The organism is Rufibacter soli, assembly GCF_054781795.1.
In genome coordinates, this window is sequence record NZ_BAAGTS010000006.1 from 242,547 (window position 1) to 248,971 (window position 6,425).

Annotated in this window: 7 protein-coding genes; 6 read left to right on the top strand and 1 reads right to left on the bottom strand. The window is 51.5% G+C overall.

Going from position 1 to position 6,425, the window contains the following annotated elements; genetic code table 11:
• Positions 1 to 126 precede the first annotated feature (126 nt).
• Positions 127 to 1,851: a M61 family metallopeptidase gene (locus tag ACYVJQ_RS19660; RefSeq protein WP_460894827.1), complete on the bottom strand. Its 1,725-nt coding sequence runs from the start codon at positions 1,849 to 1,851 to the stop codon at positions 127 to 129.
• A gap of 242 nt (positions 1,852 to 2,093) precedes the next feature.
• Here ACYVJQ_RS19660 and rpmH point away from each other — a divergent pair, with 242 nt between their 5' ends.
• From rpmH to ACYVJQ_RS19690, 6 genes are all read left to right on the top strand, one after another.
• Entirely contained in the window at positions 2,094 to 2,252 is a 159-nt protein-coding gene (gene rpmH, locus ACYVJQ_RS19665; protein WP_071885432.1) for a 50S ribosomal protein L34, read from the top strand.
• 35 nt (positions 2,253 to 2,287) lie between these two features.
• Entirely contained in the window at positions 2,288 to 2,698 is a 411-nt protein-coding gene (gene rnpA / locus ACYVJQ_RS19670; protein WP_460894828.1) for a ribonuclease P protein component, read from the top strand.
• Positions 2,699 to 2,736: 38 nt separating this feature from the next.
• On the top strand, positions 2,737 to 4,395 hold the full coding sequence (locus tag ACYVJQ_RS19675; protein ID WP_460894829.1) for a S41 family peptidase: 1,659 nt from the start codon (positions 2,737 to 2,739) through the stop codon (positions 4,393 to 4,395).
• 252 nt (positions 4,396 to 4,647) lie between these two features.
• Positions 4,648 to 5,337: a tRNA (adenosine(37)-N6)-threonylcarbamoyltransferase complex dimerization subunit type 1 TsaB gene (tsaB, locus tag ACYVJQ_RS19680; RefSeq protein ID WP_460894830.1), complete on the top strand. Its 690-nt coding sequence runs from the start codon at positions 4,648 to 4,650 to the stop codon at positions 5,335 to 5,337.
• 2 nt (positions 5,338 to 5,339) lie between these two features.
• A complete protein-coding gene (locus ACYVJQ_RS19685; RefSeq protein WP_460894831.1) occupies positions 5,340 to 5,867 on the top strand; it encodes a DUF2480 family protein in 528 nt (175 codons plus the stop codon).
• Positions 5,868 to 6,141: 274 nt separating this feature from the next.
• On the top strand, positions 6,142 to 6,425 hold a 284-nt coding region (locus ACYVJQ_RS19690), incomplete at its 3' end, for a hypothetical protein (RefSeq protein WP_460894832.1).

The following is a 6,425-nucleotide window of genomic DNA, read 5'->3' on the forward strand; positions in this document are numbered from 1 at the left end:
GAAAGCCTGGTGCTCATATATCTGAAGTTTGGCTGTAAGTTAAAGAAGTGCTATTACAATAGAAGAACATCAGAAAGATGTTTTAAGCCTGTTTTTAGAAAAACAGGCTTAAAACGCAAAGCGCTTCTAAAACGCCTGCTTTAGCCAAGCCTTGAAATTAGCCTGCTGCTCTGAGCTGGCGTCTTTCTTTCTGGTAACGCTGTACTGCGGCAAGTGCAGCGTTCCGTCTGGGGTTAGCCTCACGGTCTGTAATTTTTTCTGCCGGAACAAAGTCACCTCAATTGTCTCAGGCTTTTGCAGCAGGTTTACCAGATTGTTGTTTTCCAGTTTGCGGCCATTGAGGGCTATTAATTCATCGTCTACGGCCAGCACTGCCGCGGCTGGGGAGCCTGGCGCTACATAGCTGATTACGCCAGATGCGGTAAGTACCGGGTTTACCCTAAAGCCATAAACGCTCTCGTACGGCAGCACCGAAGGCTTTTTTTCCAGGGTGCAGCCTACATGGTCCAGGGCCGGGGCCAGCCACTTCTCAAAAGAAACCGTCCCGAAGATCATCTCCCGGAAGTATTCCTCCAAAGAGACGCCGGCTACCTGCTGGGCCAGTTCCTGGTAATCTTCCTCGGTGTAACCCCGGCCGGTCTGCCCAAACTCCTGCCACAGGCGGCGCATGACCTCGTCCAGGGACCGGCGGTTCTGAGTGGCTTTTCTAATCTCCAGGTCTAGCACCAGCGCGGCAATACAGCCTTTGTGGTATATGCTCACCTTCCGGTCCGGCACGCCGGGCTTGTAGCCGTCCAGCCAGGTGTCAAAAGACGAGTCTGCTACAGAGAGGTGCTGTTCGCCCTGGTCTACGGTGTGTTTCTTGAGCACTGTGTTCAATTCCTGGAAATACTGCTCAGCGGTAAAGACGCCACTGCGGGCCAGCAGGTAATCACCATAGTAAGTGGTCACGCCCTCGGCCACGTAGCCGGTCCTGAAGTAGTTCTCCCGCGTGAAATCATAGGGCTGCAGCTCTACAGGACGTATTTGCTTGATGTTCCACGTGTGAAAAAGCTCATGGCAACTCACGCCCAGCAGTTCTTTGTACAGTCCCGGGCTCATCAATAATTCGGCAGGGCCGAGGGTGATGACGGTAGAGTTGAGGTGCTCCACCCCGTGGTAATGCTGGTAAGGCAGAATGATGTTGAGGAAGTGGTAATCCCGTACAGGAAAGGTCTCAAAGAGCGCCAGCTGCTCGCGGGTAAAAGCCCTGAAGTGGGGGAGAAGCTGCTCCCAGTTGGGTTGGCACTCGCCCTGGAACCAGACATGAAACGGGATGCCCTGCTCCTCGTAGACCTGGTGCTGCAGGGTAGCGCTGGCTATGAACGGCGAATCTGCCAGGTGGTCAAAGTTAGGGGCTTGTAATGTTTTAGGCGCCATAATAGGCAATCCGCAGGCAATCTGCCAGTGGTCCGGGATGGCCATAGTCACTAGGCAGGGCTCCAGTTCCAGGCCCTCAGCGGTGAGCAGGCAGTTCACAGGGTTCACGTACAGGAAGTCTTCGGCCACCCAAGATCCGCCGGCGTCCATTTGGCGGGCATAGAAGTTATAGTGCACGTGCACCTGTGCGTTCCCTTGGGTCTCTACCCGCCAGCGGTCTTTGCTTACCTTACGGCAGGGTAGGGGCGTGCCCTCTGGAGTGGTTACCCTAAAATCCTGCAGCTTCTGCGCGAAGTTCTGGAGCTCATACCGGCCGGGGCGCCAGGCAGGCAACTGCAGGTACAGGTCTGGGGAGGTTATATTCTCTATCTCCGTCCGGATCTGCAGAAAGCCGGAAAGGGGGTTTTGAGTAGAAAGATGGTAGTGTGGCACGGTGTTAAAAGGTTATATTTTGAGGTTGCTATTGCTTACGCAGCTTCCTGCAAGGTAGGCCGTTTTGGGCCTGTTTTCCCAAAAACAGGCCCAAAACGCACGTTTTTTGGCGGGGCAGGCGCAGCATAGCTTTCAGGAGACAGGGGTAACGTGCAAATAATCAAATTAAAATAGCAGCATGGGTTTGATTTTTCAGAATTGATGTCTAATTTTGCAACCCTTAATATAATGTTTAGTGTAAGATGAAAAGAACATTCCAACCTTCGCAACGCAAAAGAAGAAATAAGCACGGCTTCCGCTCAAGAATGGAAACTGCCAATGGTCGTAGAGTATTAGCTAGCAGAAGAGCTAAAGGCCGTCACAAACTGACCGTTTCTGACGAAAGAAGACACAAAGCCTAATTTTTCTGAGTAGCTCGCTGCAAGGCGCCTCGCGAATGGGTACCTTCACTGAACATTCTGCAGAAGAGCCACCGATTTCTTATAGATTTCCGAAAGAAGAACGTTTACGGAGCAAGAAGCTGATTGAACAGCTCTTCCGTGAAGGTTCTTCTTTTAATTCGTATCCCCTTCGTTTTGTGGCACTCCACGTGCCCGAGGTTTCTGAGCCCCCGGTTCAGGTATTGGTTTCCGTCTCCAAGAGAAACTTCAAAAAGGCTGTTGACCGTAACCGGCTCAAACGCCAGATAAAAGAGGCCTACCGGCTGTCTAAACCCGCTCTTTCGCAGGTGAATACGCAGGGCGGCACCTGGTATATTGGTGTCTTATACATCGGTAAGGAAAAAAATCCTTTCAATACTATCCATAAAAAACTAAATTCAGGGTTGGAGCGTTTGTTTACTAAATAGCCTTCTCCTTTTTTTTTCGTTTTTTATTGCTGTAGGATATGCTGAAGAAATCTTTTGCCAGCCTTGTGGTGGTTGGCGTGGCGTGGGGCCTTTTCTCTTTTACTTCCGGCACTTCTGAGCGCTATTTTGACATAGCCAAGAACCTGGACATCTTCGCTACCCTTTTCAAAGAGGTGAACACGTATTACGTAGATGACGTGGCCCCCACCAAACTGGTGCGCACGGGCATTGACGCCATGCTCAAGTCTTTAGACCCCTACACCAACTACATTCCCGAAGACGATATTGAGGATTTCCGGACCATGACCACCGGCCAGTACGGCGGCATTGGCGCTCTGGTGGGCAAGCGAGAAGGCCGAACTATCATTTCCCTGCCCCATGAAGGCTCTCCGGCCCAGAAGGCAGGCCTCATCATCGGTGACGAAATCCTGAAGATTGACGGCGTAGACCTGGCTAAGAAAAACGACGGCGAGGTAAGCAAGCTGCTCAAAGGTCAGGCTGGCACGGTGGTAAAGCTGGAGATTAAGCGTTTCGGTCAGGAGAAACCCTTGCAGGTGGAACTGACCCGTGCCAATATCCAGATCAACAACGTTCCTTACTACGGCATGGTCACCCCAGAGATTGGCTACCTGCAACTGTCGGGCTTTATGGTAGACGCGGGCCGCGAGGTACGCAACGCCGTGGCTAAATTGAAAGAGCAGGGCGCCAAAAAGGTAATCATTGACCTGCGCGACAACCCAGGCGGGCTTTTAAACGAGGCCGTGAATATCTCCAACCTGTTTCTGCCCCGCGGCAATGACATTGTAAGCACCAAAAGCAAGGTAGCCGACTGGAACAAAATGTACAAAGCTCTGGATGAGCCCCTGGACCTGCAGATGCCCATTGCGGTATTGACCAGTTCCAATAGCGCCTCAGCGGCAGAGATTGTATCTGGCGCGCTCCAGGACTATGATCGGGCAGTGCTGGTTGGGCAGCGGACTTTCGGCAAAGGCCTGGTCCAGATGACCCGCCCGCTTTCCTATAACTCCCAACTGAAAGTAACCACCGCCAAATACTATATCCCCAGCGGCCGCTGCATCCAGGCCATTGACTATGCGCATCGCGCCGCAGACGGCTCTTTGCACAAAACTCCAGATTCTCTGCGCGTGGCCTTTAAGACGGCCAGCGGCAGGGTGGTGTATGACGGTGGCGGCATTAGCCCAGACATTGAGGTGAAAGAGCAGCCGGTGCCAGACATTATCCGGAAGCTGATGTCCAAGAACTACATCTTTGATTATGCCACCCGGTACCGGGCCGCTAACCCCACTATTGGGGCCGCCAAAGAATTCCACCTCTCAGATGCAGAGTACCAGAAGTTCATCGCTTTCCTGGACGGTAAAGATATTTCCTATTCCACTGACATAGAGAAGGCGCTGGACAACATGATCAAGAAAGCCAAGGAAGACAAGCACTATGATGAGGTGAAGGCCGACATTGAGCAGATCCAGAAAAAGGTAGCCACCAACAAAAGCAATGACCTGCTCCGGTTTAAGCCCGAGATCAGGGAGATGCTGGAGCAGGAGATCGTGTCCAGATACTATCTGCAGAAAGGCTTGGTGGAGGCCACCTTCAATGATGACAAAAACATCCTGGCGGCCGTTGACGTCCTGAACAACCCAGCGCGTTACCAGGGGCTTTTATCCACCGGTAAAAAATAGAACCGCTTCCTCTATATATAAGAATACACTTATTATATAGAGTGCCTATCTAGTAGATTTTCCGGGGCCGGGCGTTTTAAGCACATTTTCCGGAAAACAGGCCCAAAACAGAATTCCTCTAGATCCTTTAGAATAATAAGGCCAGCGCTCCTTGGGGCACAGTATAAAAAGGGCAACCGCTAACCGGTTGCCCTTTTGTTTTAGAATAGCGTAGCTTTGTAAGGTTAATGGCGGCATCGCCTTTTTTCATACATGGCTTATATTCTTTCCCTGGAAACCTCTACCACCGTTTGCTCCGTGGCCCTGCACTTGGACCAGCAGTTGTTGTCTTATGCAGAGCTGCAGATGGAGAAATCGCATTCTTCCCATATCACGGTTATGGTGCAGCAGGTGATGGAATATGCGGGCGTAGGCCTGGGGCAACTGGATGCGGTGGCCGTTTCTGGCGGACCCGGCTCCTATACCGGGCTGCGGATAGGGTCAGGCACGGCCAAAGGCCTTTGTTTTTCCCTGGATAAGCCTTTGCTTTCGGTAGACACGCTATCGGCTATGGCGCAGCAGATCATTTCGGTGACGCCCCAGCCAGAGCGCTACCTTTTCTGCCCCATGATAGATGCGCGCCGGTCTGAGGTCTACACCTGCCTGCTCACGCATGAGTTGGAGATGCGCCTTCCCGTGGAGCCGCTTATCCTGGAGGCCTCCAGCTTTGCCCCGGACCTGGAAAAGCAGCCTATTATCTTCTTCGGGAGTGGGGCGGCCAAGGCGCAGGAACTATTGGCTCCCCACCCGAACGCTTTTTACCTGAGCAATGTTAAACCTACAGCCAAAGCTATAGGAGAGCTAGCCTGGGCTAAGTGGCAGCGAGAAGAGTTTGAGAACGTGGCTTATTATGAGCCTTTCTATTTAAAGGATGTATACATCACAAAGCCTTCAGGCAAATAAAGATGGAAGAATTTGTAAACAGAGTAGCCAACAGTGGCCTGATAACCCTCAACCTGGAGGAATACCTGCACCCCGGGGAAAGAGTAGTCTATGATATAAAGGACAACCTCTTCATGGGGCTCATGTTGCGGGAGAAAGATTTCCGGGCCTTTGTGAAAGAGCATGACTGGTCCCAGTATGCAGGAAAGAACGTAGCCATCATATGTTCCACAGACGCTATTGTGCCTACCTGGGCCTATATGTTATTGGCAAGCAAACTCCAGCCCTATGTGAACCGCTATGTGTTCGGGGATTTAAATGCGCTGGAGCAGGCTTTGTTGCAGGATGCCATCTCTACTATAAAGGCCGAAGACTACCAGGACGCGAAGGTGGTCATTAAAGGGTGTGGCCAGATTCCTGTACCCACCTATGCCTATGTAGAGATCATGCAGAAGCTTTTACCGGTGGTAAGCAGTATTATGTATGGCGAACCATGTTCTACAGTACCTATATATAAGAAGCCGAAAGAAAAGCCGGCAATAGTAGAATAGCTCATTAAAGACCTATTAAGGAGAATATACAAGGAGCGGAGCGAGACATCTAACCGCTCCCTTATTCTTTTCAAAAAATTTCCCTTGGTGGAACTTCCTGTCTCCCAGCGGGGTTACCCCTAAGCGCCCCGGGGAATTACCCTCCAATGAAGGAATCTTCGGGGCCGCCCCTTGCGGGATTAAACCCTTTTCGTACCTTTGCACTCCCTTCTAGCGAGGGGCCTAGAACGCCAGCAGGGCGGAGAGGAAAAGAGAAAAAAGTTTCCTGAAACGCTTGCAGAAAGAGAACTTGTTCTTACCTTTGCACTCCCTTCCGAGAGGAGGTCCTCGAAGCCGGCAGGGCGGAGAGGGAAAGAAAAAAAAGTTTCCCGAAGCGCTTGCAGAAAGAGAACTTGTTCTTACCTTTGCAGCCCCTTCCGAAAGGAAGCCTTGGTTACTGACAGAGCGGCCAAGGGAAGGAAAAAAAAGTTTTGAAAAAAAGCTTGCCAAGAGAGAAAGTCTTCTTACCTTTGCAGCCGCTTCCGCAGCGAAGCACCCCGGTCGAAAGGATCGGGAAAA